Annotated in this window: 27 protein-coding genes and 1 tRNA gene; 22 read left to right on the top strand and 6 right to left on the bottom strand. The window is 63.4% G+C overall.

Annotation, left to right across the window (positions count from 1 at the left end; all coding sequences use genetic code 11):
• Nucleotides 1-2: 2 nt before the first annotated feature.
• The 4 genes from rpmF (at nucleotide 3) to CH251_RS14870 (ending at nucleotide 4,640) form a co-directional block, all read left to right on the top strand.
• A complete protein-coding gene (gene rpmF / locus CH251_RS14855; protein WP_032388658.1) occupies nucleotides 3-170 on the top strand; it encodes a 50S ribosomal protein L32 in 168 nt (55 codons plus the stop codon).
• 26 nt (nucleotides 171-196) lie between these two features.
• Complete coding sequence (locus CH251_RS14860; RefSeq protein ID WP_094613815.1) at nucleotides 197-1,255, top strand: VIT1/CCC1 family protein; 1,059 nt, start codon at nucleotides 197-199, stop codon at nucleotides 1,253-1,255.
• 321 nt (nucleotides 1,256-1,576) lie between these two features.
• Nucleotides 1,577-2,758 carry an RtcB family protein gene (locus CH251_RS14865; protein ID WP_094613881.1) on the top strand — a complete coding sequence of 394 codons (1,182 nt, stop codon included), beginning with the start codon at nucleotides 1,577-1,579 and terminating at the stop codon, nucleotides 2,756-2,758.
• Nucleotides 2,759-2,921: 163 nt separating this feature from the next.
• Nucleotides 2,922-4,640, top strand: a complete 1,719-nt coding sequence (locus tag CH251_RS14870; RefSeq protein WP_094613816.1) for a metallophosphoesterase — start codon at nucleotides 2,922-2,924, stop codon at nucleotides 4,638-4,640.
• Nucleotides 4,641-4,706: 66 nt separating this feature from the next.
• On the opposite strand, the gene CH251_RS14875 is transcribed toward CH251_RS14870, so the two are convergent.
• Both CH251_RS14875 and CH251_RS14880 read right to left on the bottom strand, forming a co-directional pair.
• The gene (locus CH251_RS14875; RefSeq protein ID WP_094613882.1) at nucleotides 4,707-5,723 is read right to left on the bottom strand and encodes a magnesium and cobalt transport protein CorA; all 1,017 of its coding nucleotides are present in this window, start codon (nucleotides 5,721-5,723) and stop codon (nucleotides 4,707-4,709) included.
• Nucleotides 5,724-5,832: 109 nt separating this feature from the next.
• On the bottom strand, nucleotides 5,833-6,204 hold the full coding sequence (locus CH251_RS14880) for a PASTA domain-containing protein (protein ID WP_094613817.1): 372 nt from the start codon (nucleotides 6,202-6,204) through the stop codon (nucleotides 5,833-5,835).
• A 31-nt stretch (nucleotides 6,205-6,235) separates the two neighbouring features.
• Here CH251_RS14880 and CH251_RS14885 point away from each other — a divergent pair, with 31 nt between their 5' ends.
• From CH251_RS14885 to CH251_RS14930, 10 genes are all read left to right on the top strand, one after another.
• Nucleotides 6,236-6,850, top strand: a complete 615-nt coding sequence (locus CH251_RS14885; protein ID WP_094613818.1) for a trimeric intracellular cation channel family protein — start codon at nucleotides 6,236-6,238, stop codon at nucleotides 6,848-6,850.
• Between the two features lie 55 nt (nucleotides 6,851-6,905).
• Entirely contained in the window at nucleotides 6,906-7,592 is a 687-nt protein-coding gene (locus tag CH251_RS14890; RefSeq protein WP_032395747.1) for a response regulator transcription factor, read from the top strand.
• A complete protein-coding gene (locus tag CH251_RS14895) occupies nucleotides 7,592-9,043 on the top strand; it encodes a HAMP domain-containing sensor histidine kinase (protein WP_094613819.1) in 1,452 nt (483 codons plus the stop codon). Before CH251_RS14890 ends, CH251_RS14895 begins: the two co-directional genes overlap by 1 nt.
• Before the next feature lie 95 nt (nucleotides 9,044-9,138).
• Nucleotides 9,139-10,626: a trypsin-like peptidase domain-containing protein gene (locus tag CH251_RS14900; protein ID WP_094613820.1), complete on the top strand. Its 1,488-nt coding sequence runs from the start codon at nucleotides 9,139-9,141 to the stop codon at nucleotides 10,624-10,626.
• Nucleotides 10,627-10,715: 89 nt separating this feature from the next.
• Complete coding sequence (locus tag CH251_RS14905; RefSeq protein ID WP_037191958.1) at nucleotides 10,716-11,213, top strand: molybdenum cofactor biosynthesis protein B; 498 nt, start codon at nucleotides 10,716-10,718, stop codon at nucleotides 11,211-11,213.
• 8 nt (nucleotides 11,214-11,221) lie between these two features.
• Nucleotides 11,222-11,425 carry a hypothetical protein gene (locus tag CH251_RS14910; protein ID WP_094613821.1) on the top strand — a complete coding sequence of 68 codons (204 nt, stop codon included), beginning with the start codon at nucleotides 11,222-11,224 and terminating at the stop codon, nucleotides 11,423-11,425.
• Between the two features lie 561 nt (nucleotides 11,426-11,986).
• Complete coding sequence (locus tag CH251_RS14915; protein WP_094613822.1) at nucleotides 11,987-12,697, top strand: MspA family porin; 711 nt, start codon at nucleotides 11,987-11,989, stop codon at nucleotides 12,695-12,697.
• Nucleotides 12,698-12,868: 171 nt separating this feature from the next.
• Complete coding sequence (locus tag CH251_RS14920; protein WP_094613823.1) at nucleotides 12,869-13,297, top strand: hypothetical protein; 429 nt, start codon at nucleotides 12,869-12,871, stop codon at nucleotides 13,295-13,297.
• A gap of 450 nt (nucleotides 13,298-13,747) precedes the next feature.
• Nucleotides 13,748-14,365 (top strand): MspA family porin, encoded by a 618-nt coding sequence (locus CH251_RS14925; RefSeq protein ID WP_373454952.1) that lies wholly within the window; start codon nucleotides 13,748-13,750, stop codon nucleotides 14,363-14,365.
• 62 nt (nucleotides 14,366-14,427) lie between these two features.
• Nucleotides 14,428-15,159: an MspA family porin gene (locus CH251_RS14930; protein ID WP_256979083.1), complete on the top strand. Its 732-nt coding sequence runs from the start codon at nucleotides 14,428-14,430 to the stop codon at nucleotides 15,157-15,159.
• Nucleotides 15,160-15,275: 116 nt separating this feature from the next.
• On the opposite strand, the gene mscL is transcribed toward CH251_RS14930, so the two are convergent.
• The 4 genes from mscL to CH251_RS14950 all read right to left on the bottom strand — a co-directional run bounded on the left by mscL (nucleotide 15,276) and on the right by CH251_RS14950 (nucleotide 17,638).
• Complete coding sequence (gene mscL / locus CH251_RS14935; RefSeq protein WP_094613824.1) at nucleotides 15,276-15,749, bottom strand: large conductance mechanosensitive channel protein MscL; 474 nt, start codon at nucleotides 15,747-15,749, stop codon at nucleotides 15,276-15,278.
• 43 nt (nucleotides 15,750-15,792) lie between these two features.
• A complete protein-coding gene (locus tag CH251_RS14940; RefSeq protein WP_094613825.1) occupies nucleotides 15,793-16,455 on the bottom strand; it encodes an SAF domain-containing protein in 663 nt (220 codons plus the stop codon).
• Nucleotides 16,456-16,544: 89 nt separating this feature from the next.
• Nucleotides 16,545-16,889 carry an FmdB family zinc ribbon protein gene (locus CH251_RS14945; RefSeq protein WP_094613885.1) on the bottom strand — a complete coding sequence of 115 codons (345 nt, stop codon included), beginning with the start codon at nucleotides 16,887-16,889 and terminating at the stop codon, nucleotides 16,545-16,547.
• Nucleotides 16,890-17,041: 152 nt separating this feature from the next.
• Nucleotides 17,042-17,638: a 5-formyltetrahydrofolate cyclo-ligase gene (locus tag CH251_RS14950; RefSeq protein WP_094613826.1), complete on the bottom strand. Its 597-nt coding sequence runs from the start codon at nucleotides 17,636-17,638 to the stop codon at nucleotides 17,042-17,044.
• A 107-nt stretch (nucleotides 17,639-17,745) separates the two neighbouring features.
• Here CH251_RS14950 and CH251_RS14955 point away from each other — a divergent pair, with 107 nt between their 5' ends.
• The 8 genes from CH251_RS14955 (at nucleotide 17,746) to CH251_RS14990 (ending at nucleotide 24,719) form a co-directional block, all read left to right on the top strand.
• A complete protein-coding gene (locus CH251_RS14955) occupies nucleotides 17,746-18,699 on the top strand; it encodes a UTP--glucose-1-phosphate uridylyltransferase (RefSeq protein WP_037192236.1) in 954 nt (317 codons plus the stop codon).
• A 33-nt stretch (nucleotides 18,700-18,732) separates the two neighbouring features.
• Nucleotides 18,733-19,992: a gephyrin-like molybdotransferase Glp gene (gene glp / locus CH251_RS14960; RefSeq protein ID WP_032395737.1), complete on the top strand. Its 1,260-nt coding sequence runs from the start codon at nucleotides 18,733-18,735 to the stop codon at nucleotides 19,990-19,992.
• Nucleotides 19,993-20,064: 72 nt separating this feature from the next.
• On the top strand, nucleotides 20,065-20,712 hold the full coding sequence (locus CH251_RS14965; protein ID WP_094613827.1) for a GNAT family N-acetyltransferase: 648 nt from the start codon (nucleotides 20,065-20,067) through the stop codon (nucleotides 20,710-20,712).
• A gap of 150 nt (nucleotides 20,713-20,862) precedes the next feature.
• Nucleotides 20,863-21,732: a gephyrin-like molybdotransferase receptor GlpR gene (gene glpR, locus CH251_RS14970; RefSeq protein WP_094613828.1), complete on the top strand. Its 870-nt coding sequence runs from the start codon at nucleotides 20,863-20,865 to the stop codon at nucleotides 21,730-21,732.
• A 55-nt stretch (nucleotides 21,733-21,787) separates the two neighbouring features.
• Nucleotides 21,788-21,860, top strand: a tRNA-Ala gene (locus CH251_RS14975).
• Between the two features lie 351 nt (nucleotides 21,861-22,211).
• Nucleotides 22,212-23,054, top strand: coding sequence for a glycosyltransferase family 2 protein (locus CH251_RS14980; RefSeq protein WP_179273510.1), 843 nt, complete (start codon nucleotides 22,212-22,214; stop codon nucleotides 23,052-23,054).
• A complete protein-coding gene (locus tag CH251_RS14985) occupies nucleotides 23,051-23,695 on the top strand; it encodes an acyltransferase (protein WP_256979084.1) in 645 nt (214 codons plus the stop codon). The genes CH251_RS14980 and CH251_RS14985 overlap by 4 nt, the downstream gene beginning before the upstream one ends.
• 166 nt (nucleotides 23,696-23,861) lie before the next feature.
• Nucleotides 23,862-24,719 (top strand): glycosyltransferase family A protein, encoded by an 858-nt coding sequence (locus CH251_RS14990; protein ID WP_218828305.1) that lies wholly within the window; start codon nucleotides 23,862-23,864, stop codon nucleotides 24,717-24,719.
• Nucleotides 24,720-24,872: the final 153 nt, after the last annotated feature.

Here is a 24,872-nt window from a genome sequence, read left to right on the forward strand (position 1 = left end):
TCATGGCTGTTCCGAAGAGGAAGATGTCGCGCTCGAACACTCGAAGCCGTCGGGCGCAATGGAAAGCCGTTGCCCCTGATCTGGTGACGGTGCGTTTTCAGGGTCGAGAGTTCCGCGTGCCACGCCGATTGGTCAAAGCAGTGCAGACCGGGGTGTACGACCCGAGCTGACTCGCAACGGGTCTATCTTCACTTTCATGAACGATGGACCCAGTGCGCGAGATGTGAAGCGGTGGCGCCAGTACCTCGCCGACGAGCGAGCCGAGGCCGCCGTCTATCGCGATCTGGCAGGCCGACGCACCGGCGAGGAGCGCGAGATCCTGCTCGCACTCGCCGATGCGGAAGGCCGCCACGAGCAGCATTGGCGAAATCTGCTGGGCGATCGTGTTGGAATGCCGCTCAAGGGTGACATCCGCACCCGCATCCTCGGGGTGTTGGCACGTCGCTTCGGTTCGGTGTTCGTACTCGCGCTGGCCCAACGAGCCGAAACCCGTTCTCCGTACGCCACCGACGCCGACGCCACGGAGGCGATGACGGCCGACGAACAGATCCACGCCGAGGTCATCAGGGCACTGGCGGCTCGCGGCCGCAATCGACTGTCCGGAACGTTCCGGGCCGCGGTGTTCGGTGCCAACGACGGACTGGTGAGCAACCTTGCTCTCGTTCTGGGTATCAGCGGCTCCGGGGTGTCCAACCAGATCGTCCTGGTCACCGGTCTCGCGGGACTGCTTGCAGGCGCGCTGTCGATGGGTGCGGGCGAATACGTCTCTGTCCGTTCACAACGCGAGTTGCTCGAGGCGTCGTCGCCGGACAGTGGGGCGCGCGATGCCGTCCAACACCTCGACGTCGACGCCAACGAACTGGCGCTGGTCTACCGAGCCCGGGGGATGACCCACGAGGAGGCCGACGCCAAAGCGGCGGAAGTGCTGCGAGTGCTCCCTGCCGACGAGATGGCCCCCGACGTCGACCAGCACGAGTCCATCGGAACCGGCCTCGGTGCCGCCGGCGCCAGCTTCTGCTTCTTCGCCTCCGGTGCCGTCATCCCGGTGCTGCCGTATCTGTTCGGTCTCGAAGGCTATGTGGCACTTGCCGTTGCCGCCGTCCTCGTCGGAATTGCCTTGATCTGCACCGGCCTGGTGGTGGGACTGCTCAGCGGTGGGCCACCGGTCAAACGTGCTCTGCGACAACTGGCTATCGGCTACGGCGCGGCCGGGGCGACGTATCTGCTGGGCTTGGCATTCGGTGGGGGAGTGTAGGGCCCGGCGTTCTGGGCGAGATTGCACACTATCGGGCCCCATCGACGGGATTCCGTCGATGGGGTCCACCTCTGTGCATTCAGTCCCATCCCCGACGTCCCGAGTAATTCGCTCGCGTGGACGAGGGATCGATCGATAGGGTTCCGGTCATGCGTGCAACCGTTCTGTCTGGTGCCGCTCTCGACACGAGAGCCGGTATGAGCCCTGTGCTGCGCGCGTATTCACCGGAGCGATGTGCCGCTCTCTGCGGCAAACAAGCTCCGCTGGTGAATCGACCCATCGAATAGCGCCCTCTTGTGCAAGGGGGCAGGAAGGAACATCATGCCCCCGAACAAGGTGGGCTTGCGTTTGCTCAATTGGGCCTCACAGCTCGAGGACAAGACTCTGGAGCAGGCTCGTGAAACATCGTCGATGCCGTTCGTGCATCCGCACGTCGCCCTGATGCCCGACGCTCACAGCGGGATGGGAAGCGCAGTGGGAACGGTGATTCCTACACTGGGCGCAGTCATTCCGGCCGCTGTCGGAGTCGATATCGGTTGCGGAATGATCGGCGTCCGAACGGAATTCACCCTCGACGACGTCGACGGCCGTAATCTGACGGACCTGCGACTCGCCATCGAGGCAAGCATCCCGCTGTCGCCGGGCAACTACAACGTCGGCGTCGACCGGTGGGATTTCACCGCTCCGAAGCTACTCGAACTCGAGGAGTTGGCGGCCAAGGACGGTGTGGAGCTGAATCATTCACCGCAGTGGCGCGAGCAGCTCGGTTCGTTAGGAGGCGGAAATCACTATATCGAACTGTGCCTCGACGAGACCGATCGGGTGTGGCTGTTTCTGCACAGTGGGTCGAGGGGCGTGGGTAACAAGATCGCCAAGAAGCACATCGCGATCGCGCAGCGTCTGTGTGCGCAGTGGTGGATCCCGTTGCCCAACAAAGACTTGGCGTACCTGCCCGAGAGCTCCCGTGAATTCGGGCAGTACCTCCGAGAATTGAAGTGGGCGCAGCGGTTCGCATACCTGAACAGGGCCGAGATGATGGACAGGTTCAGTGCGGTATTTGCCGAGTGGATGGGAACCGACGACCACCGCGAGGTCGAGCGGATCAATTGCCATCACAACTACACGGTGAAGGAGAGCCACTTTCAGAAGGACGTGTGGCTCACCCGAAAGGGCGCGGTCGACGCACACGAGGGTGTCAAGGCGATCATTCCCGGGTCGATGGGAACTCGTTCGTACGTGGTCGTCGGCAAGGGCTCGAAGGCGGGGTTGTGCTCGGCGCCTCACGGTGCCGGTCGACAGTTCTCTCGGACCGAGGCCAGGAAGCGGTTCACTCACGAGAACCTGCGGGAGCGGATGGTAGGGATCGAATTTCGCGACAGTGCAGACTTCATCGACGAGATTCCCGACGCCTACAAGCCGATCGATGTCGTGATGGAGGACGCCCGTGACCTGGTGAGCATCGAGCACGAACTGCGGCAGATCCTCAACGTCAAGGGGACCTAGATCGACCTCCCGTCGTGCATAAAAATTCGTAGTGGGGTACGAAGTTCCGTGCACGACGGGATTGTCCGCGTTCGTCCCGTTGTGCATCGGTGTTCTCGTGTTGTTCACCCAACAACTTCGCTTGGTTAACGGATAGTGAGAGCGTCACCGTCACCATCGAGGCATGACGCTCAATCCCGCAGGCGAGACCGTCGCGACCGGAATCCCGGGCACGCTCGCCGAGAACATGACCATGGCCGAGCAGCACGATTGGCATCGGTCGTTCCTGCGGCGACACCCCGTCAGTCGACGAAATTTCCTGGTGGGAGCGGCCGCGACGGCCGCCGCGGTTGGCGTCGGGAACTCGGTGTTCGCGCGGACCGCGTACGCGCAGGACGCCCCTCTGGCCGTGGCGGGACGGCACATGGGATTCGGAAACGACCCGGCGACGCAGCTGCGGTTCTCCGCGCAGCTCTCGCGTAATCCCGGGCTCACCGGGGTCTTTCTCGATCACGGCCCCACGCCCGCACTCGGCGCTACGACGTCGGCCGAGGTGCGCAACCTGATCAGTCAGGTGCCACAGACCGACGGTGGAATTCTGTCGGCGGAGCAGTACTACGTACACGTACCCGTCGACAATCTGACGCCCAAGCTGCCGCACTACTACCGCTGGCGCACCGCCGACGGCTTCGTCAGCGATATCCGGAGCGCGTCTCCGGCCTTGCCGTCGGGCCGCATCGCACCGTTTCGATTCACGATGATGGGCGATCAGGGCGTCGACGAAACCCCCTCGCAACCGCCAGGTTTGGTCGCCGGCGACTACGACGACCAGTACTACAAGGCGGACAACGAGCCGTCGGTCAAGCACGCGCGAAACATCAATCGGCAGATCGCGGCCTCGCACCCGGATTTTCACATCCTCGCCGGTGACATCGCGTACGCGGACCCGTCCGGTGCCGGACTGCCGCCGCAGTTCGCGAAGCACGGTCAGACGCCGCCGAAGGGGTTCGACAAATTCAACCCGTTCGTCTGGGACGGCTACTTCCAGGCGATCGAAGCCAGTGCATCGACCGCGCCGTGGTTGTTCGCCACCGGCAACCACGACATGGAAGCGCTGTACAGCCCCAACGGCTACGGCGGACATGCCGCGCGGCTCGATCAGCCGACCAACGGACCCAAGGGATGCCCGTCGGCGTACTCGTTCGTCTACGGCAACACTGCCGTTCTGTCGCTCGACGCGAACGACGTCAGCTACGAGATCAAGGCCAACACCGGGTACAGCGGAGGAGCCCAGAGCAGCTGGGTGGAACAGACACTGGCGAAGTACCGCGCCGATCCGAACATCGACTTCATCGTCTGCTTCTTCCACCATTGCGCGTATTCGACCACGTCGACGCACGCGAGCGACGGCGGCGTGCGTGACGCCTGGGTTGCGCTGTTCGACAGGTACGAGGTGGATGTAGTGCTCCAGGCGCACAATCACGTCTTCGAGCGCACCGATCCCATTCGTGGCAACCGGGCGACTCGGGTCGCCGGTGACAACGCCACGGTCAAGGGAAAGAACGACGGCACCGTGTATTACACCGTCGGCGGTGGTGGTCGTCCTCGGTACACGTTCCAGGACGGCGAGGGTGTGAGCTACCGCGGCAACGAGTTACCCGACACCGCAGTTCCCAACAGTTACGTATGGGCACCCGACGGCACCAAATCGGCCGAGTCCATCACCTGGTCTCGGGTGCGATTCCTCAACTACTCGTTCGTCAGAGTCGATGTGGTGCCGGGTATTCCGGGCATCACCGCCAGCAGGATGACGATCGGTGCGATCGACGAATACGGCAACGAGTTCGACCGTCTGACGTTCGAGCGAGACATCCCGGTGGGTCCGGTGTTCGGTTCGTCCTAGTGCCTGCGGCAGTGGTGTGGCTGAGTGCCGTGGAGGGCACCTAACCGCACCACTGCGCGGAGCGCACTACAACCACTTCTGACGCTTGAACACCACGAACAGTGCAGTGGAGCAGATCACCATGGCGATCAGAGCCATCGGATAGCCGAGCTGCCACGTCAATTCCGGCATGTCCTCGAAGTTCATGCCGTAGATGGCGGCGATCAGCGAGGGCGCGAAAAGGATTGCGCCCCAGGACGAGATGCGTTTGACCTGTTCGTTCTGCTCCAGGCTGGCCACGGTCATGTTGCGCATCTCCTCGTTCTGCTGCTGCGCAACGATGGTCGAGTGCACGGTCAACGCATTCTGCAGGTTGGAGCGGAAGGACTCGATGCGGTCGGACACGCGGATCGCGTGATCGTGCACGTCGCGCAGGTATCGCTGCAGTTCCACGTCGACGTTGTACTTGTCCGAACCTCGCTTGAGTGATTCGATCATCTCGACGAGCGGCTTTGCAGCACGGTCGAATTCGGACACCTCGCGGAGCAGTGAGTAGATGCGACGCGATACCGACGGGTCGCCGGTGAACAGCTGATCCTCGATCTCGTCGATGTCGTTCTGCAGTCCGGTCACCACCGGTACGTACTCGTCTACCACTTGATCGAGGATGCCGTAGAGGATCGCCTCGGGACCGAGTTCGAGCAGTTCAGGGGAGCCCTCCAGGCGCTTGCGCACCATTGCCAGATCGGGGGATTCGGCATGGCGAATGGTGACGACGAAATCGGGTCCGAGGAAAATGTGCAATTCGCCGAATTCGACCTTCTCGGTCTCGTCGACGTATCGAGCGGGCCGCAGTACGACGAACAGTTGCTCGGCGTACCGTTCCAGCTTCGGCCGCTGGTGGGCGGCAATGGCGTCCTCGACAGCGAGGCGGTGCAGACCGAACTCGCCTGCCACCGACATGATTTCGGCGACCTCTGGGCGGTACAGCCCGATCCACGCCATTCCGTGCCGCTCGCGCATCAACTCGAAAGTGATGTCGAGGCTCTCGGGATTGGCAGTACGTTTCCCGTCGACGTAGACGGCATTGTCGATGATCGGCACTTGTTCGTTCACCTCGGCTCTGCGAAATTCTGCTGCGCACCGAGACTATCGCCTGTGGCAACAACGCCGACAGTCCAGCCGCCGTCGACGACTGGACCGTGCGTCCGAGCTAGTGAACAGTTCCGGTGATCACGAGAATTGCGGCGTTCTTGTCGACCTCGACCCCCTTCTGGTAGTTGGTTCCGATTGCTGTTCCGTCGGTGTCGGACCCCTTGATGTTGACGGTTGTGAATCCGAGATCCTCCAGGGTCTGTTCGGCTGCGGTTGCTGTCATGTCGTAGACGTCCGGGATCTTGATCAGGTTGTCGGAGGTCGACGCGTTGGCGACGGCTCCACCGCCCAGCGTGAGTGCTGCAGCAGCTGCGACGGCTGCGATCGACTTCTTGAATCCACTGCGCATGATGTGCTCCTCGTTGTCGTGATCGGTGATGTCTCGAAGTTGCTCGCCGATGCTGTGGTGGACCTCGGATGTTGCTGTCAACTCCCTGTCAGCGCCGTGACATGCTGGTCCGATGCTTCTCGACGTGCTCGGATTGATCGGTATCGCGGCCTTCGCGGCCTCCGGTGCGTTGATCGGAGTGCATCGCCGGTTGGACCTGTTCGGGGTCTGCGTCGTCGGAATCACGACGGGCATCGGCGGCGGAATCATCCGCGATCTGCTGCTCGGCATTCACCCGCCGACGTCCCTGGACACGTGGCCGAACCTCACCGTCGGCTTCGCCGCCTCGCTGGTCGTGTTCGTTGCGCACCGACAGATGGGCAAGGTTCGGCGCGGAGTTCTGGTGCTCGACGCGTTCGGGATGGGACTGTTCGCATCGACCGGTGCGACGATCGCGTTGGCTGCAGGCGGAAGCGCGTTGGCGGGAGCTCTCATCGGCACCACGACGGCGGTGGCAGGCGGCGTGATCCGAGACGTGCTGGTCAACGAAGTTCCCCTACTGCTGCATCGGGACCTGTACGCCCTGCCTGCCTTGCTCGGGGCGACGGCCGTCGTGTTGGCCGATGCTGCGACCTTGCCGGAAAATGTCGGTCTGATCGTGGGAACACTGCTTGCGACGGGGTTGCGTCTGCTCGCGCTGTGGCGAAAGTGGAACCTCCCGCTGGCAAAGAACCTGCCTACGCTCTAGTCGCTATCCGCACCCCTCTCAGACATATCTCAGTCGACCAGGACAAACTGTACGAATGCGGATATTGGTGGTCGACGACGATCGAGCAGTGCGTGAGTCGCTGCGCAGGTCGCTGACGTTCAACGGGTACACCGTGGACCTTGCGGTCGACGGTCTCGACGCGCTCGAGCAGGTTGCGGCCGCGCGTCCCGACGCCTTGGTACTCGACGTGATGATGCCTCGCCTCGACGGCCTCGAGGTGTGTCGTCGATTGCGCAGCGTCGGTGACGACCTGCCGATTCTGGTGTTGACGGCACGGGACTCGGTGTCCGAGCGCGTTGCCGGCCTCGACGCCGGTGCCGACGACTACCTCCCCAAGCCGTTTGCGCTCGAGGAGCTGCTGGCTCGCCTGCGTGCGCTGCTTCGGCGTACCGCGATGGAAGCGGGCATCGATTCGGAGACCATGACGTTCGCGGACCTGTCGTTGGACCCGGTCACTCGTGAGGTCTCGCGCGCCGAACGCTCGATCAGCCTCACCCGGACCGAGTTCTCGTTGCTCGAGATGCTGATGACCAATCCGCGCCGAGTGCTCACCAGAAGTCGCATCCTCGAGGAAGTCTGGGGTTACGACTTCCCGACGTCGGGCAACGCGCTCGAGGTGTACGTCGGTTACTTGCGGCGCAAGACCGAGGCGGAGGGGGAGTCGCGGCTGATCCACACCGTTCGCGGTGTCGGGTACGTCCTGCGCGAGACGCCCCCGTGATGGTCGCGTCGTTCGGGCGCAAGTCGGCGGAAAATGTCGGCTCCTCGCCGACGGCGATGCGACCACCGATGCCGCTGACTCGGTCGGTGTCGCTGCGGTGGCGGGTGACGTTGCTCGCGGCCTCCGTCGTCGCAATTGCGGTGGCGGTCATGGCCATTGCCGCGTACACGGTGGTCTCGCGAGCATTGTACGGCGACGTGGACACTCAATTGCGTTCTCGCGCATCGGCTTTGGCGGAGTCTACGCTGGTGTCCTATGACCCGCGGTTCGTCGCCGGAGCCACGCTGTACAGCACCGATGTCAGTGTTGCGCTGATCTATCCGGACATGTCCAGCTACAACCCTCCTGGGCCCAAGGTGCCGATCGGCGATGCAGAGCTCGCTGTCGTGAGCGGAGAACAGGAATCGTCGTTGCGCACGCTCGACGATCAGCGGGTGCTCGCACTACGCACCAAGGACGGCAGCACTCTCGTCGTCGCACAGAGACTGCTGCCCACCGGGGAAGTTCTCGACCGTCTGGCGTGGGTGCTGTTGATCGTCGGTGCCTGCGGAGTGTTGTTGGCGGCCGGAGCGGGTATGGCCGTGGGACGCACCGGTTTACGCCCGATCGCCCGATTGACGGCGGCAGCGGAACGGGTGGCACGCACCGACGACCTCACGCCGATACCGGTGACCGGCGACGACGAGTTGGCGCGTCTGACCGAGAGTTTCAATACGATGCTCCGCGCACTGGCCGAATCGCGTGGTAGGCAGAGCAGATTGGTCGCCGATGCGGGCCATGAACTTCGCACCCCGTTGACCTCGCTGCGGACCAACATGGAGTTGCTCATCGCGGCGGGACGCCCCGGAGCGCCGTCCATCCCGGACGAGGACATGGCCGAGCTGCGGACCGACGTGGTGGCGCAGATTCAGGAATTGTCCACTCTGGTGGGTGATTTGGTCGATCTGGCGCGAGAGGATGCGCCGGAGACGGTGTTCGAGCGAGTCGATCTGGCCGATGCCGTCGAACGCAGTCTCGAGCGAGCACGCCGCCGTCGCAACGAGATCGACTTCGATGCGACGCTGATGCCGTGGTTCGTCTACGGGGATCAAGCAGGACTGTCGCGGGCCGTGCTGAATGTGCTCGACAACGCGGCCAAATGGAGTCCGAGCGGTGGTGAGGTGCGAATCGCCATGCGGCAGATCGGCGATGGCCTGCTGGAGTTGACGGTGGACGATGCGGGCCCCGGTATCCCCGAGGAAGATCGCGAGCTGGTGTTCGAGCGCTTCTATCGCTCGACGGCGTCGCGTTCGATGCCCGGATCCGGTCTGGGACTTGCCATCGTGCGGCAGGTGGTCGTCAAGCACGGCGGGACCATCGGGGTGGAGGTGTCCGAGCGGGGCGGCGCGCTGATTCGAATCGTGTTGCCCGGCGAGGGTGCTCCTGATCCCACGACACTCTCGGCAAACTGATAGCCGGATCTCAGCGCGCTCTCAGTACCGCCCTGCACAGTGAGTAGCAAGAAGGCGGGCGGACCTTTGGGTCCCTACTGAAGGAAGCAGCAACGATGAGCGACGACCGTAACGAATCCGAACAGAGCGGACAGGGTGCCGGTGGCGAGCAGCATCCGGCGGACCGGGCTTCGCGCGGCGACGAGCAGAACTACTCGGCCCAGCAGCATCCGACTCAGCAGCATCCGACTCAGCAGTTCCCGCCGCAACAGGGTTACCCGCAGCAGTACGCCGGCTACGGGCAGGGGGCCTACCAGCCCGGCTACGGCCCGTATGGTCAGCAGGGCGATCCGCAGCACACCCAGGCTCACCCCGCACAACCCCAGCACGTTGCACCGCAGTCGAATTCGGCACCGAGCGCAGTGAAGTCCCGCCCGGGTCGGTCGGTACTGGTGGCCGGAGCCATCGCGCTCGTTCTGGTCGGTGGCGGAATCGGCGGCGCGGTCGGTGCGATCGCCACCAACAACGCCAACGGCAACGGCGGGGGAGTGACCAACTCGTTGAATTCCACGGTCACTGCTGCTCAGCCGGCCGCCAACTTCCCCGACGGCTCGGTTCAGGCGGTAGCGAACAAGGTCCTGCCGAGCGTCGTGCAGATTCAGGTCAAGGGTTCTCAGGAAGAGGGTGAGGGCTCGGGCGTCATCCTCAGCAGCGACGGCTTGATCCTCACCAACAATCACGTCGCGACGGGTGCGGGTGCCAACGGCAAACTCACCGTCGCATTCTCCGACGGATCGGTCGCCGACGCGACGATCGTCGGTGCCGACTCGGTCTCGGACATGGCCGTCATCAAGGCCGAGGGCAAGTCCAACCTGACGCCGATCGAACTCGGTTCGTCGTCGAACCTCGAAGTAGGCCAGCAGGTCGTCGCCATCGGCTCCCCGCTCGGCCTGGCAGGCACGGTCACAACGGGCATCGTCTCCTCGCTGAACCGGCCCGTGTCGACGTCCGGCGAGTCCGGCAATCAGAACTCGGTGATCGACGCCATCCAGACCGACGCTGCCATCAACCCGGGTAACTCCGGAGGCGCACTCGTCAACACCGACGGACAGCTGATCGGCATCAACACTGCGATCGCCACGCTCGGCGGCAGTCAGGGGTCCGCGCAGAGCGGCTCCATCGGACTCGGGTTCGCCATCCCGGTGGATCAGGCCAAGCGCATCGCCGACGAACTGACCACGACGGGCAAGGCAACCCAGGCCATGATCGGTGTCCAGGTGCCGTCACAGGACGACGCCAACGGCGCAACCGTCGTCGAGGTCACCGAGGGAGGACCGGCAGCGGCTGCAGGCATACCGAAGGGTGCGGTGATCACCAAGGTCGACGATCGCATCGTCGCCAGCGGTGACGCGTTGATCGCAGCCGTGCGGTCACACGCTCCAGGGGATTCGGTCACCATCACCTACACCGAGGGCGGCAGTGAGAAGACCGCTCAGGTGACTCTGGGCACGGCAGAGCCCGCCGCGGCGCAGCCACAGACTCAGACGCAGCAGCAGGAGCAGCAACTGCCCTTCCAGGTCCCGTCGTTCCCGGGCGGTCGCTGATGCTACGAGAGGCAGGCAGGCGCGGCACGGTTGCAACGATTTACGCACAGCGTGAGCCGGGTGGAGGCCTTACTACTACGGTGAGCGGTATGGAACTCGACGCACCACTGGCAGGGCGCGCGTTGGTCGTCATCGTTGACGACCGAACAGCGCACAGCACCGAGAAGGACTCGAAGGGCCCGCTCGTCACGGAGCTGCTGACAGAGGCAGGTTTCCTCGTCGATGGCGTCGTCGCAGTGACTGCGGACGAAGTGGACGTGCGGAATGCACTCAACACCGCGGTGATCGGCGGTGTCGATCTGGTGGTCTCCATCGGGGGCACCGGTGTCTCGCCTCGCGATGTCACTCCGGACGTCACCGCGGAGGTGCTCGACCGCGAGATTCCGGGTATCAGCGAGGCACTGCGATCGTCGGGGCTGGCAGCAGGTTCGCTGGACGCAGGTCTGTCCCGTGGGCTGGTCGGTGTGTCCGGAAGCACCCTGGTGGTCAATCTGGCCTCGTCGCGGGCTGCGATTCGCGACGGGATGGCGACGCTGACGCCACTGGCGAGTCAGGTTATCGCCGAGCTGTCGGGATTGGACGCATAGCGATACCGATGAGCGAAACGCCGAACGACGATCGATCGGCCGAAGACGACGCGAGCCGGGCCCGAGCAGAACGGGCCCGGCTCGCTCGCATCTTCGGTGAGGTCCTACCGGAGACGACCGGAGACGAGCGGGGAGACGGCGCAGGCATTGAATCCGGCGGCTCGGCGTCGGACGAATGGTTGAAGCAACAGCGACCACCCCATTACTTCTGATGTGATCCACGACACATTTATTGGCCCGGAATGACAGGTCTGTTAGTTACTCGTTTACCTGCCGTTAGCGGCCGGGCGGGCCGCTGAGGCCGAGGGCACGGGCGGATCCGGGGTATCTGGACCGTCTGTAGCACCGATCGAACGGGCTCCTCGGTAGGGCCCGGATTGCTGTCTTCCCACATCAGGGCTGTTTTACCCACGGTTTCGATATGTAACGGTTTGGAGTCTTCGGAAGATGGTGTGACGCGGGTTACCACCAATCGTCATGTGAAAGTTGTTCACGCCGCCGAAACACATCACGAGAGAGCAACTTTCCGATGCCGATCGTAGGGATTGTCACGATCAGGCATCTCCTCTAATGTTCCCCTCAGCTTCCGACAACCGGGGTGTGGGACCAACCGGTCCCGAGCCCTGAACTCGGAACTGAACAACAGGATGAGGCCGCCACGGTCGCATCCGGCTCGGGCTCGTCTGCACTGACGCAGGCGATCTAGTTCGAGGGTGAAAGCCACAAGCTTCCCCGTGCGACACCGCGCTGGGACTGAACATGATGAGGAATAAATGACGGAGATCCAGAAGTCGCGGCGTAGCCGGGGACTCAAGTCCATGAGCGCTGCGGTTGTCGCCGGCGCGTCGGTCGTCGGCCTGGTACTCGGTACCGGAACCGCGTCCGCTGCAGTGGACAGCACCAACACGGTCGTCGATGCCAACGGCAACGTCATCACCGTCTCGCTGTCCGACACCTTCATCAACAGCGTCTCGCCGCTCGACGGCAACCCGCTCACCCGTGAGTGGTTCGCCAACGGTGTCGCAGGCTGGACCGTCACCGGTCCGGACGCCGACGACTTCGAGGGCACCGTCGCAATCGGCTACCAGGTCGGCTACCCGATGAGCCTCGGTGGATCGATCACCTTCGGTTACACCACCCCGAACATCAGCCTCGGTGGCGGAAGTGACACCAACTTCGATGGTGGCGGCTTCACGGACGGAACCCTCAGCAGCTCGTACTCGACCAGCGACCTGCTCCCGTCGCTTGGCTTCTCCGCCGAGATCGCTCCCGGCCCCGGCATCGTCGACGCCACCGCTGCCTCGGGCAACGTCCAGGGCACCGAAGGTGACGCTGCAGGTGCCTCCGGCACCATCCAGATCGCCAACGCTCACGGCACCGCTACCGGCATCCTCGGTAACGTCCGCGTTCGTCCGTACGTCTCCGTTACCAGCTCCACCGGTGACGTTGCTGTCACGTACGGTGCCCCGTGGACCTTCAACTGATCTCGATCGGTTGATCACCAGCAGCACCCTCGGCTGACCTAGCCGAAATCGATTGGGCCCGCCCGGGTTTCCCGGGCGGGCCTGATTGCTGTGTATCCGAAAGATCGAACGAATCGACACCGCAGGACAGTGCTTCGGTACCGCCTGCGAGAAGGGTCCCGGGGACCGACAATGAAAACGAAAGCTCTCTCTGCCGTCGCCTGTGCGGCATTCCTACTTCTGGCCGGATGTAGCAGCGAATCCTCGGATGCAGCATCAGGGGAGAATGCCGATACCTGCACGGCGTTCGCGACGGCGCACAATGACTTTGTCGCCACCGTCGAAGCCGTCCCCACCGATCAGGCCGGTGTCGAGAAGTGGACCGCGGACAAGGCCGCTTCGCTGAGTGAATTCACCACCCAGTCGGAGCAGGCGACAGGCGATGTCAAGAATGCTCTGACGACACTGGTGGCCGATCTGCCTGGCGATTCGTTGGAACTCTCCGAGCCGGACAGCGAATCCGGCCAGAAATTCGTCGACAATTCCAATGCCGTTGCATCGGCTTGTGAAGCGGACGGCACGGCCGTCACGCTCGACGAGTTCCCGCTGTTGAAGTTCTAGTTCGGGGGAAGCGCTCGACGATGCCCTGCAGTCTCACGGATTGCAGGGCATTGTCGTATCAGTCGAACGAATGATGTGCAGAAAGATATCGCCGGAACACGACGGTGTCCGTACACAATTCGGTTTGTTGCATACATTGTGTATTTGAAGTGCGTTCTCTTGCTTTGTGTCAGCACAATTCGAGCGATCGCTCCGAATGCGGACGTCGAGTTGCGAGCGCAGTCGCTGTTTAGGTAGCGCAAGCAGGGAAGGTATCTGTGAGCTGCTGAAACATGCATCGATATTGCGTCCGTTGTGGATGCTTCGCGCCGATTTGTACAGTATTCTTCTGCGAGAAAAGATGTCTCCCGATCGGTCCGGCCATCGGATGGGGCATCGGCCGGTCATATGAGGGGAATCATGAACAATATTCGTCACTCCGCGCTGCGCATAGTTGGTCGAATCGCTGCAGTGAGCGCGGCTTCGGCCGTTGCCATCGGAATGCTCTCGGTCGGCGCAGCCAACGCCGATACCTTCGTTCCATTGCCGAACGGTGAGAAGGTTGCGGGGCCGTACAAGATCTCGCACGTCGACGAGTCCGCGGTCATTTCGCCCGCGATCGCGAACAACCCGCTCAATCGAAACGGTTGGGTCACCGGCACCGCCACCGCCGACGTTCCCGAGGGAGTGACCGGAACCCTGAAGACGGGCTATCTCGTCGGTTGCCAGCTCGACATGGATGATCTGAGCCTGGACATGAACGCAGGCTTCGGTATCGAAGGCGGCAACACCAACATCATCACGCTGTTCCCCATCCCGTTCCTCATCGGCGGCGAAGGCGAGACCACCAACAAGTTCGAGGGCGGCGTCGGAGTCAACGTCCCCATCAAGGACAAGGAAGTGGCACAGGTCGAGCTCGGCAGCAAGGACGTCAAGGGTCCGTTCACCGCAATTCAGTACCAGGACGTCGGGATCTCCGTGGAGAACTGCGGTGGCTACGCGCAGGCTCGCTCGTACACCACACTCGAACTCACCGGCAACTACCGCTACAAGGGCACGCTCTACGGCCAGCCGTTCAGCCTCGGCTGAGCATCCCACCATTTCATTCACCCTCGCCTAGAGCGCGTGTCACTTTCCCAAAAGGGGTAGCTATGCAGAACACCACCACCATGCGGCGTGGATTCCAGACGGCCGCAGCCGGAGCCGTCGGCGCGATCGCCATCGGGTTCCTGTCCGCCGGAGCGGCCAACGCCGACACCTTCGTCCCACTGCAGGACAACGAGATCAGCAAGACCCTGATCGACGGAACCACCGTCACCGTCAAGGGATTCGGCCAGAGCGCGCTGATCTCGCCGTCGATGGGAGCCACACCTACCCAGCGCAACGTGTGGGTCACCGGCAACTACACCGTCGAGACCTCCAACGCCAGTGGTGGATCCATCGAGCCGGGCTTCCTGGTCGGCTGCCAGGTGGATTTCAGCGCCGCGATCGGTGCCGACGGAAACGCATCCTTCGGTCAGGGCAACACCATCGGCCTCGAGCCGGGCGACCTGAGCTCACTGACGATCAACCGCACTCAGCCGAACACCTACGACATCGGTGCAGGCGTCGAGCTGAATCTCGCCCCCGGCCAGTTCAACGACGTCAAGCTCGTGGCCGACGAGAAGTCCGCCGAGATCGACGGTGTCACGGTCGCGACCGAGGTGTCGAACAAGTTCTCGTTCGACGGCAACGGCGGTGGCTACACCTACGCCGACGAAACCCTGAGCGTCGCTGGATGTGCCGGCTACGCCGAGGCACGTTCGTACGTGAAGGTCACCATCGACAACGATGCCGTCACGGCAACCACCACACTGTGGGGACAGCCGTTCAGCATCGGCTGACGCCACGGCCGAGATTGAGCTAGGGAGTCGGCCTACGCACCCCACAACGAATGAATGCGCCATTCACGCTGTCAGACAGCGTGAATGGCGCATTCATTCGTCGAAGCAGGCCGGTGTCAGTCCTTGGAATGCTTGCCCAGATCCGGTGCGGCGTCGATTGCCTCGCCGCTACCGCCGGTGGTGTCGGCTGCCGTCGAAAGCTTCTGTCCCGCTGCGGTTCCCCCCGCGAGGATGTCGCGAATCTGTACCAGCACGTCGACGTCGCTCAGTTCCTTCTCCGGCTGGCTCACGAAGCGCTTCTTCGCCGTGTTCACCGGGAGGATCAGTACGAAGTAGACGACTGCCGCGATGATCACGAAGTTGATGACCGCGGTGATGACTGCGCCGACGTTGACGAACGATTCCGGCGACGACGTGATCTGAAATCCGAAGCCGTATTCGTTGCTGCCACCGAGCGCAGCGACGAGGGGGTTGATGACGTTCGTCGTGAATGCGGTGACGATCGCGGTGAATGCCGCGCCCACGACCACGGCGACTGCGAGATCCACGACGTTGCCGCGCAGTAGAAAGTCCTTGAAGCCCTTCAGCATGAGCCCTTCTCCCAACGTTCGGTTTGTTCTGTCTCGAGAGACGTTAGTGCAGGGTGACGGTGATTGCGCTGACCAACGAGGCGGCTGCGACCGTCGTCGCATCGTTAGTCGGTAGAGCCAGTAGTACGACGCGATCTCGCTGCCTGCTGCCACCGGCGTCGGCGGAAACCAGCACGACCATCGCTCCCGACGCCAGCACCCGTGCCGCGGGAACGGCATTCGGGTCTTCCTGAGACTCGACCGTCAACACGTCGACGCGATCGCCTTCCCGCAGTAGGTCGGTCACCGCAGCGTCGGCCAGATGCACCGGTACGACGCGTGCCTCGGTCCCCAGAGCCGTCGTGGCGGTCCGAGATCCTAGTAGGCGTACGTCGGTGAGCAATTCGCCCGCTCGGACCGGTCCGGTGAGCGTCCGGCCGTCCACGGCCTCGGATTCGGCGAGTGCGCCCTCGGGGACGTTCGCCCGGTCCCACTCGGCCACCACCACATCGGTCGACGTGAGTACGGTGCCGGGCGTCAGGTCGCGTCCGGCCGTGATCACCCGTACTCGGTCGTCACCGGCAGCATCGTCGACGAACAGAACGGCGGCAGCGGCGACCAGAACTCCCGCTGCGATCCGTCTGAATTTCGTGGATCCGACCCACGCAGGACGCAGGGTGATGCGATCGAGCAGCGTCGAGTCGAGTCGATTCTTGCCGGCAGCCATGGCCGAAACGCTATCGCCGACGCAGGTGTCTCGGACACCGAAAAGGCCGGGCTGTGGATAACGGCCCGGCCTGTGGATGAAGCGGAAAGCTACTGGCTGGCAGCAGCTTTCGTGGTAGACGAGGGAGACGAAGAGTTCGACGACGACGAATCCGAAGATTTCTTCTCGGCGGGCTTGGACTCGGACTTCGAGTCCGACTTCGCGGCGGCCGCATCGGACTTCTTCTCGCCTGCACCCTCGCTCGAAGTGCTGGAGCCACCGCGGCTGTCGGTGCGGTAGAAGCCGCTGCCCTTGAAGACGATGCCGACGGAGTTGAACAGCTTGCGAAGCTTGCCCGAGCACGCGGGGCACACCGTCAGTGTGTCGTCGGTGAAGGACTGAACGATGTCGAAGCGGTTGTCGCACTCGGTGCATGCGTATGAGTAAGTGGGCATCGTGTTTCCTCCGCGCTGGTCACCGAGGAAATTCGCCACTCTGCTGGCCGAGGTCGAACACCGTCGGTGTCTTGTCTGTTCGTCGAACTGTCGAAACTGGGGAGAGCACTAGCACTCTACAGTCAGGAGTGCCAACGAATCGAATCGTAGCGTTATTCCGTACCCAAGCGTACGAGTCCGTTGCCGGGGGTCAACACGTGCGTCACCCGTCTGTCGTGCGGCTCGGCGGGTAGGCGATCGACCACTTCGCTCTCGCGCACCACCGCGACCAGCATGGCGTCGGGTCTGCACAGGTCGAGGGTGCGGTCGTAGAAGCCCGCGCCTCGGCCCAACCTGGTTCCGCGCCGGTCCACGGCCAGCGCGGGGATCAACACCAGTGAGCAACCCGACACCGCGTCGGGATCGAGCGTCGGCCCCGACGGTTCCAACAGCCCGAACGGGGCCGTCACCAACGACTCACGTCCGGCGTACCGAGCCCAGCGCAACGGACCCGGCTCGTGCGCACTCGGAAGCAGAACCGTCGACCCGGCCGCGGCCATCGCGTCGAGCATCTCGACCGAACCGGGCTCCCGGCCGACGGGAACGTATGCGGCGATCACCGAGTGTTCGGCCGCCAATTCGCCCAGGACGTGACAGAGTGCAGAGGACTCCTTTGCGCGTTGCGCACCGTCGAGCAGTCGGCGTTCGGCGAGAACATACTTTCGCCATCGATCCTTGGACGTGTTCTCCGTGAAATCGGGAACGGTCACAACGATTCGTCCTCCCTTCCTGTGCTGTCGTTCAACGATATGCACTCGGGGGTAAAACGCGGCACACGGCAAGCAGATCACCAGAAACCATGGATAGGGTGAGCACCATGACAGAAGCCGTTACAGCGACGACCGCCGCCACGCCCGTGCATTTCCGCACGGCCATCGTTCCCGCAGCGGGCATGGGTACCCGGTTCCTGCCGGCCACGAAAACCGTTCCGAAAGAACTGCTTCCGGTGGTCGACACTCCCGGTATCGAGCTCGTCGCAGGCGAAGCAGCAGATTCCGGCGCGCAGCGACTCGTGATCGTCACGTCCCCCGGCAAGGACGGCGTCGTCGCCCACTTCGTCGAGGACCTCGTCCTCGAGAACAAGCTCGAGGCCAGCGGAAAGCTCGAGATGCTCGAGAAGGTTCGGGTTGCCCCCGGTCTGCTCGATGTTCAGTCGGTCATTCAGCACGAACCGCTCGGACTCGGACATGCCGTCGCCTGTGCCGAGGAAGTTCTCGACGACGACGAGGATTCCGTTGCCGTTCTGCTTCCCGACGATCTGGTGATGCCCCGCGGTGTGCTCGACGTCATGGCTCGCGTGCGCGCCAAGCGCGGTGGCTCGGTGCTGTGCGCCATCGAGGTCCCCGACGACAAGGTCTCCTCCTACGGCGTCTTCTCCGTCGAGATCGTGCCCGACGCGGTCAACCCGAACGTCCTCAAGGTCACCGGTATGGTCGAAAAGCCCAAGCAGGAGGACGCCCCGTCCAACCTGGCTGCCGCGGGCCGCTACCTGCTCGACCGCGCGATCTTCGACGCCCTGCGCCGGATCAAGCCAGGTGCAGGCGGCGAACTGCAGCTCACCGACGCCATTGCGCTGCTCATCGAAGAAGGCCATCCCGTGCACGTGGTGGTGCACCGCGGATCGAGACACGACCTCGGAAATCCCGGGGGATACCTGCGCGCTGCGGTTGACTTTGCTCTACAACGTGACGACTACGGTCCAGCGCTGCGCGAATGGCTGAACGAACGCTTGAGCGACAGCTGGGCACCGGAACTGACCACGTACGAATAGCATCGCGGGTCGATGCCATAGAGGAAGGGCCAGATGCGCTCGGTCGAAGATCAACAGACCAGAGTGACCGCCGCGGCGGTGGCTCCACGGCCTGTTCGGGTCGCCATCTCGGAAGCACAGGGCCTGCTGTGTGCAGAAGAAGTGGTCACCGAGCGTCCCCTTCCCGGTTTCGACCAGGCAGCGATCGACGGCTATGCGGTGCGGAGCGTCGATGTGGCGGCCGCGGGCACCGACCTGCGCAACGAGGACGACGAACGCATCGATCTGACGCTGCCCGTCGTCGGCGAGGTGTCCGCCGGATCGCGTCAACCCATCCGGTTGCAACCGCGTCAGGCAGTACGAGTCGACACCGGTGCTCCGTTGCCCACACTGGCCGACGCAGTGTTGCCCTTGGATCGAACCGACAGTGGTCGCGCCCGCGTCAAGGTGTTCCGTCCGGTGCGGTCGGGTGACTACGTCCGCAAGATCGGCGACGACGTGCAGCCCGGTGACGTCGCGGTTCGCGCAGGCACGATCATCGGCGCAGCTCAGGTGGGACTGCTCGCCGCCGTCGGTCGCGACAAGGTGCTGGTGCATCCTCGGCCGCGGCTGTCGGTGATCTCCGTGGGCGGCGAACTGGTCGACACCGATCGGACTCCCGGGCCCGGCCAGGTCTACGACGTCAACTCCTATGCGCTCGCCGCCGCAGCGCGCGATGCCGGGGCAGACGTCAACCGTGTCGGGATCGTCAGCACCGATCCCAAGCGGCTGCGCGAGGTGGTCGAGGGTCAACTGATTCGATCCGAAATCGTCGTCATCGCCGGAGCAGTGGGCGGCGGCGCATCGGATGGTGTCCGCGAGGCGCTCGGCGAACTCGGCGACATGGAAGTGGAGCGAGTTGCCATGCACCCCGGATCCGTCCAGGGCTTCGGTCAACTCGGACGCGACGAAGTACCCACCTTTCTGTTGCCGGCCAACCCCGTCAGCGCACTGGTGGTCTTCGAGGTCATGGTGCGTCCGCTGATTCGCATCGCTCTGGGCCGACGGCAGCCGATGCGACGGACCGTCACCGCCCGAACCGTCGCGCCGATCACCTCGATCGAGGACCGCAAGGGATTCCTTCGCGGTCAGCTCATGCGCGACGAGGGGACCGGCGAATATCTGGTGCAGGCACTCGGCGGCGCACCCGGATCGTCCTCGCACCTACTCGCGACACTCGCCGAGGCGAACTGCCTGGTCGTCATCGATCCCGAGGTCACCGAAATCCGCACCGGCGAAGAAGTGAAGGTCTCGTTCCTCGCTCAGAGAGGCTGACGCCAGTGGTGCGGACAAGTGCCGCCTGGGGCACTCAAGCGCACCACTGCGCGCAGCGCATACGATCGACGGATGCCGCGAACGTGGTCGAGCCACCCAGGTTGGCCGGCGAAATTGGGTCCAGTGAGAGTGGCCGGCGGAACCGTGACCGTGCGGCCGGTGCGGATGCGCGACGCGGCCGCCTGGAGCCGGATTCGCACCGCGGATCGCGCCCACCTCGAACCCTGGGAGCCCAGTGGAGAGGGCAGCTGGAACTCGCGGCATCACATCTCCTCGTGGCCGAGCCTGTGCTCGGGGCTCAAATCCGAGGCGCGCAAGGGACACATGCTGCCACTGGTGATCGAGGTCGACGGCGAATTCTGTGGCCAGATCACCACCGGAAACATCGTGCGGGGAGCACTCCGATCGGCCTGGATCGGGTACTGGGTGTCCAAGGAGGTCAACGGCAAGGGCGTGGCGACGGCGGCCTTGGCGCTCGGGCTCGACCACTGCTTCGGTCCGGTCGGGCTCCATCGCGTCGAAGCGACGGTGCGACCGGAGAACCTTGCCAGTCAGGCAGTGCTGCGCAATGTCGGTTTTCGCGAAGAAGGGCTGCTCTACAAGTACCTCGACGTCGACGGCGAATGGCGCGATCACAAGCTCGTCGCGATCACCTCGGGCGAGGTGCAGGGAACTGTCGTCGAGCGGTTGGTTCGCGCGGGCCGGGCTGCGTGGGCGTGATCTTCACTGCCGCGGCGCGAGTACTCGTGTTGTCAAAGTGACAGGAGTGTAATTCGGGTCGGCGCGTCTGCGTCGTTCTCGTTCCTCCTCCGCATAGCCTGAAGACGTCTTTCACTGTCGCCGTCGTCCAAGGGGAGGAGAACAACGCCGATGCCGAACTCGATCATCTGGATCGGTCTCGTAGCCGTCTGGCTCTTCGTTCTTCTGCCCATGCTCATGACCAAGCGTCCGCAGATCATGCAGACCACGGACGCTGCGCTCGCCACGCGCGTGCTGCATCGGGGTGGCACGAAGCGAAAGCAGCGCGGCCCCGCGACCGGGCACCGCAGCGATCCCGACTGGCGACCGGAAGACGACCTGCGAGTCTCTGCGCCGGCCCGAGAGATCTTCGGTGCCGCGATCGCGACTGTTCGTCCAGACTCACCCGATCTACCCGGTACCGCGGAGGACCCGATGGACACTCACGCAGCAGACAGCGACCTCGACAGCGAGGCACCGGACACGGAAGCACCGCGCGGAAGTTCGCCCGCGCACGAACCCGGTGTCGTCGACGACGATTTTGTCCCTCGCCGACACGGCCGCGGCGGTTTCGATCCCGAGGCCGATGCGATCGCCCGGGCCGCGCGGTACGCATTTCGGCAGCGCGCAGTTCTCGGGCTGGTCTTCGCGGCGATCACCACCGCGGCCCTGGCCTTCATCATCTCCCCGACGGTCTGGTGGCTGTGTGGACTGTCCGTCGCCGTCCTCGTCGGCTACCTGTACTACCTGCGTCGTCAGGTGCAGATCGAGGAAGAAGTGCGCAGGCGTCGGCTCACTCGGATGGGCCGATCCCGCCTGGGCGTGGAATCGGAAACCGACGACGAGCTGGAGCTCGTCCCGCAGCGACTGCGTCGCCCCGGTGCGGTGGTACTCGAGGTCGACGACGAGGATCCCGAATTCGAGCATCTCGATCACTACGAGGAGCCGTTCCAGGCACGTCGTGACGACGACCGGGACATGCGCAGAGCCCAGGGCGCGTAACCGACGCTCGAAGCGGCTTTGCTAGTGTTACCCAGCCGGTCTGCATGACGGCGAAGGGGCTGTGGCGCAGTTGGTAGCGCGTCTCGTTCGCATCGAGAAGGTCAGGGGTTCGATTCCCCTCAGCTCCACCGACACGAAAACCGTCACTCACCCGAGTGGCGGTTTTTTCGTTGTTCCTTCAATGGCGAAACGAGTGTTACCGCGAAGTGAATTCGAAATGCATTTATATCGACCGAACTAGGTGGTCTGTTCGGGATTCGATTCTCGAAGACGCGGCTCGATAAACTCGCATTGCAGAATAGCCGTGAAAAACCTTCGATTCGATTGCTTTGAGCGCTGCGTGCCAACTCGAAGAATCTTTCAGGTCGCTGAACTGCGGTTATGCAACTCGGACAGCTTTAGGCAATTTCTGGAACATGTCGTACGTTCGAAGACGTGGCTGTGCAGAATTCAATGTCCGAATTTGTCAGGGGATCGAAATGAACACGCTCAGTGTGGTAATTCCGGTGCTCGACGAGGTCGATCATCTGGGTGAATGCCTGACTCTGCTGCTCGATCAGGGCGACGATATCGACCGCATCGTCGTGGTGGACAACGGGTCGACCGACGGAACGCTTCAGCTGGTCGACAACGTCCGCGCGGTGACGAACAAGGTCGTGTTGGTGCACGAGCCCAATCGCGGCGTGGTCCATGCTCGCAATACCGGATTCGACCTGGTGGAGTCGTCGATCATCGGTCGGATCGACGCCGATACCCGTGTTCGACCCGGGTGGGCGCGCTCGATCGTCGACTTCTTCGACGAGCATGCCACCGTGGCGGCCACGGGCGGCCGTACGTTCCTGTACGAATCCCCGTGGGCTCGACCTCTGGCGTGGATGCACTCGCGCGCCGAACGACGTGAGCCGTCGGTGCGCTCGGCCCTGGCGGTATCGGGCAACAACTTCGCGATCCGCGCATCCGCCTGGCGCACGGTTCGCGGGGCGGTCAGTGAGCGAACCTGCGTCCACGAAGACATCGATTTGTGCCTGTGCCTGGCCGCCGAGCACTTGCCTGTTGCCCAGAACGGGTGGATGAAGGCCGCAGTGTCCGGCAGGCGCGCAACGACATCGCCGGTGAAATACGTCCACTACGCATTGGCGGGCTACCGCTCGTACGAGGAGCACGGTCTCGCGTCGCGCAAGCTCGGTCGTATCGTGGCCATGGATTGGCTGATGCACACCCTGCGGTGGCCGATCTCGCGCGTGTTCGCCGCAGTACCGTGCCGGGCCCTACCGGTAGACGATCGTGCCGAGTCCGACGAACGGATGCGAGCCGCCGCGTGACGGCCGGTTCGCGTATTCGCGAGTGGATGCGCAACCCGTCGGACGTCCGCTGGGCCCTCGCTCAGATGCGTCAGGCGACCGTGGTCTCGTTGGCGAATGCGCCCTTCTTGCCCGCCGTGCTGCGCGCATCGGTTCTGCGGCCTGCGGGTCTGACGACGACCGGTCCGTGCCTGATGTACGGCGGTTCCATGATTCAGGGGCGAGCATCGGTTCGATTGGGCACCGGCGTGTTCGTGAACTTCGGCTGCTACTTCGACACCGTTGCCGACATCGTGATCGGTGATCACGTCTTCATCGCGGATCACGTTCGCATTCTCACCAGCACTCACGAGACCGGGCCGTCGCATCATCGCGCAGGTGCATTGCGGGGAGAGTCGGTGGTGATCGGTCCAGGAGCGTGGATCGGATCCGGCGTGGTCGTGATGCCGGGCGTACACATCGGGGCCGGCTGCATCATCGGGGCGAACTCGCTGGTGACGTCAGATTGCGAACCGGACGGTGTGTACGTCGGGTCTCCCGCGCGGCGTCGCCGAGAGTTGAACGACCATCCCGCAGCGCAGGAGTGGATCGGGGAGAAGGCCGATTTTCGTGATCGGGAGGCAATGCAAAGATTGATAATTCCTCCGAATTCCGAATTCTGATTCATAAAGTCCGAATAATTCTACGGGTTCTTTTCTTGAAGTAATGATGTAGCATCGTCAACGTCAGCGGCTCGAATTCAAATGCGTTCAGCGCGTAAGGGTTTCGAGCTACACGATTGCCAAAAATGTGTCAGGGGTTGGCGTTGTGAATACTCTTTCCATTGTTGTGCCTGCGTTCGACGAGTCGGCTCACATGCGCGAATGCCTGGATGCATTGCTCGTTCAACGCGAACGCATTCACGAAATCATTGTCGTCGACAACAATTCGACGGACGACACCGCGACCATCGTCGCGGAATACGCGCGGCGATTTCCGAAGGTGGTGCTGCTGCGGGAGTCCGAGCGCGGCGTCGTGCACGCACGCAACACCGGTTTCGATCACGCCTGCGGATCGGTCATCGGCCGCATCGACGCCGACACCCGTGTGCAGGCCGGCTGGGTCGACTCGGTACTCGATTTCTTCGATCGACGACTCGACTATGTCGCAGTCACCGGGCCGATCTACCTCTACGACTCGCCGTGGGCGCGGCCGTACCGGGCTTTCGTCGACCGTTCCGTGCGCAACAGGCCTTCGGAGCAGTGGGTTTCTGCCGCATCAGGCAACAATTTCGCTATTCGGAGATCCGCGTGGGAAGCCGTTCGCGGGCGCACCAGCTTGCGAACCGACCTGCACGAGGACATCGATCTGTCGCTGTGCCTCAACAAGCTCGGTCTGCGGATCGCGCAGATCGAGCCGATGCGTGTCGAGGTGTCCGGACGTCGGTTGCTGACGCCACCGCTCGAGTATCGGCACTATGTTCAGAGCTCGTATCGCACGTGGGCACATCATGGGCTGGCCAGTGGTTGGTTGCGCAGATTGCTCATTTCGGACCTGGTGCTGCACACGGTGCACTGGCCACTGACGCGAATTCTGTCGTCGTGTGAATCTCGGATTCTCCCGGTCTCGCATTCCGGAGCGAGCACTACGTCCGATCTGTCGGAGATCCGCGACGAGAGTTACGCTGCCGCGGCGCGCCGACGGTAAATGCTTCGGCATTGCGGTTGCCCGACCTCTCGCTGATCGAGCACACGCGGGTGGGCCGAAGTGACCAGTGCGACTCGGACGCCCATGAGCTTCGAAGGAGGAGCCGTCGGCGGCAGCTGTTGCGGCGATCGAAACGGGTGCGAAGTTTGGTTG

It is taken from the genome of Rhodococcus sp. 06-462-5 (genome assembly GCF_002258315.1).
Lineage (GTDB): Bacteria > Actinomycetota > Actinomycetes > Mycobacteriales > Mycobacteriaceae > Rhodococcoides.

What these genes read in the sequence shown, in the direction of transcription:
- rpmF (WP_032388658.1), top strand. Translation starts at nt 3, where the DNA reads ATGGCTGTTCCGAAGAGGAAGATGTCGCGCTCGAACACTCGAAGCCGT.
- CH251_RS14860 (WP_094613815.1), top strand. Translation starts at nt 197, where the DNA reads ATGAACGATGGACCCAGTGCGCGAGATGTGAAGCGGTGGCGCCAGTAC.
- CH251_RS14865 (WP_094613881.1), top strand. Translation starts at nt 1,577, where the DNA reads ATGCCCCCGAACAAGGTGGGCTTGCGTTTGCTCAATTGGGCCTCACAG.
- CH251_RS14870 (WP_094613816.1), top strand. Translation starts at nt 2,922, where the DNA reads ATGACGCTCAATCCCGCAGGCGAGACCGTCGCGACCGGAATCCCGGGC.
- CH251_RS14885 (WP_094613818.1), top strand. Translation starts at nt 6,236, where the DNA reads ATGCTTCTCGACGTGCTCGGATTGATCGGTATCGCGGCCTTCGCGGCC.
- CH251_RS14890 (WP_032395747.1), top strand. Translation starts at nt 6,906, where the DNA reads ATGCGGATATTGGTGGTCGACGACGATCGAGCAGTGCGTGAGTCGCTG.
- CH251_RS14895 (WP_094613819.1), top strand. Translation starts at nt 7,592, where the DNA reads ATGGTCGCGTCGTTCGGGCGCAAGTCGGCGGAAAATGTCGGCTCCTCG.
- CH251_RS14900 (WP_094613820.1), top strand. Translation starts at nt 9,139, where the DNA reads ATGAGCGACGACCGTAACGAATCCGAACAGAGCGGACAGGGTGCCGGT.
- CH251_RS14905 (WP_037191958.1), top strand. Translation starts at nt 10,716, where the DNA reads ATGGAACTCGACGCACCACTGGCAGGGCGCGCGTTGGTCGTCATCGTT.
- CH251_RS14910 (WP_094613821.1), top strand. Translation starts at nt 11,222, where the DNA reads ATGAGCGAAACGCCGAACGACGATCGATCGGCCGAAGACGACGCGAGC.
- CH251_RS14915 (WP_094613822.1), top strand. Translation starts at nt 11,987, where the DNA reads ATGACGGAGATCCAGAAGTCGCGGCGTAGCCGGGGACTCAAGTCCATG.
- CH251_RS14920 (WP_094613823.1), top strand. Translation starts at nt 12,869, where the DNA reads ATGAAAACGAAAGCTCTCTCTGCCGTCGCCTGTGCGGCATTCCTACTT.
- CH251_RS14930 (WP_256979083.1), top strand. Translation starts at nt 14,428, where the DNA reads ATGCAGAACACCACCACCATGCGGCGTGGATTCCAGACGGCCGCAGCC.
- mscL (WP_094613824.1), bottom strand. Translation starts at nt 15,749, where the DNA reads ATGCTGAAGGGCTTCAAGGACTTTCTACTGCGCGGCAACGTCGTGGAT.
- CH251_RS14940 (WP_094613825.1), bottom strand. Translation starts at nt 16,455, where the DNA reads ATGGCTGCCGGCAAGAATCGACTCGACTCGACGCTGCTCGATCGCATC.
- CH251_RS14945 (WP_094613885.1), bottom strand. Translation starts at nt 16,889, where the DNA reads ATGCCCACTTACTCATACGCATGCACCGAGTGCGACAACCGCTTCGAC.
- CH251_RS14955 (WP_037192236.1), top strand. Translation starts at nt 17,746, where the DNA reads ATGACAGAAGCCGTTACAGCGACGACCGCCGCCACGCCCGTGCATTTC.
- glp (WP_032395737.1), top strand. Translation starts at nt 18,733, where the DNA reads ATGCGCTCGGTCGAAGATCAACAGACCAGAGTGACCGCCGCGGCGGTG.
- CH251_RS14965 (WP_094613827.1), top strand. Translation starts at nt 20,065, where the DNA reads ATGCCGCGAACGTGGTCGAGCCACCCAGGTTGGCCGGCGAAATTGGGT.
- glpR (WP_094613828.1), top strand. Translation starts at nt 20,863, where the DNA reads ATGCCGAACTCGATCATCTGGATCGGTCTCGTAGCCGTCTGGCTCTTC.
- CH251_RS14980 (WP_179273510.1), top strand. Translation starts at nt 22,212, where the DNA reads ATGAACACGCTCAGTGTGGTAATTCCGGTGCTCGACGAGGTCGATCAT.